Origin of the sequence: Streptococcus sp. 2021WUSS109, from assembly GCF_044427305.1 — a bacterium.
In the GTDB taxonomy this organism is placed as follows: Bacteria; Bacillota; Bacilli; order Lactobacillales; family Streptococcaceae; genus Streptococcus; species Streptococcus suis.
The window spans coordinates 1-1,168 of record NZ_JAOTGF010000053.1 but is presented as its reverse complement, the minus strand read 5'-3'; the positions used below and the strand labels follow the sequence as shown (position 1 = coordinate 1,168).

At 43.6% G+C, this 1,168-nt stretch carries 1 protein-coding gene; it reads right to left on the bottom strand.

What is annotated here, in order from left to right:
- The coding region (locus ODU37_RS10655) for a DUF1542 domain-containing protein (RefSeq protein ID WP_398580487.1) at positions 1-1,168 on the bottom strand (1,168 nt) is incomplete at both ends.

Below are 1,168 nucleotides of genomic sequence, written 5' to 3'. Positions count from 1 at the left end.
CATAGTTGATGTATCGATAGCTTTTTCTGCTTCTGCTTGCTTATCTTCGAGCTTTTTGATTTCATCTGCCAACTTAGCAGCAACGGCACCTTTAGCATCTGCCTTAGCAGTAATCAAATTGATAGCTGCTACACCTTTGTCCTCTTCTACTTGAACTGCATCTGGAGTTGATGCTTTATCAATAGCGGCTGTCGCGGCTTGAGCATCGGTATCTATTGCTTTCTTAGCTGATTCCTTCTCTTCTGGAGTCAAGTTTGGATTGGTGTCAATTGCTTTCTTAGCTGATTCTGCTTCTTTGGCAATCTTGTTCTTAGCATCTTGTTTCGCTGCGTCAAGAACATCTTCTGCAATGGCTGCTACACCTGCATCCTCTTCTTTTTGAACATCGGCTGGGCTAGTTGCAGCTGAAATAGCGTCGTTAGCTTTGGCTACTTCTGCATCTACCGCATCTGTGAAGGTTTTCTTCTCTGCGTCTGTCAAGTTTGGATTCGCGTCAATGGCTGACTTAGCGGCGTCAACTTCTTTAGCAATCTTGTTCTTAGCATCTTGTTTCGCTGCGTCAAGAACATCTTGGGCGATTGAACCTACGCCTTTGTCCTCTGCCGATTGCGCTTCGACTGGACTTGTTGAAGCATCAATTGCTTCTGTCGCAGCTTGGACATCGGTATCCACTGCCTTCTTAGCAGCTTCTTTCTCTTCATCTGACAAGTTCGGATTGGAGTCAATAGCTTCTTTAGCGGCTGCTGCATCTTTAGCAATCTTGTTCTTAGCATCTTGTTTCGCTGCGTCAAGAACATCTTTAGCAAGTGCAGCTACACCTTTATCCATTTCTGCCTGAACTGCGTCTGGGGTTGTAGCTTCATTAATTGCAGTTTTAGCCTTGTCAAGATCTTTTTGAACATCTTCAAGTGCTTTGTCTACTTGTTCTTTAGTCAAGTTTGGATTTTTTGCAATATCCTCTTTAGCTCTGGCTGCATCTTTCTCGAGCTGATTTAAAGCATCTCGTCTAGTAGCTTCAAGCTCACCCTCTTTCACAAGTATAGTCAACCTATCAATCGCAGCCTTATCTGCAATTTTCTGTGTTTCTTTAGCTTTTTCAAGATCTGCTAGGGCTTGTGCTTTTTCTGCTTCTTGCATAGCCGTAGTTGCATTGTCACGAATGGTTTCT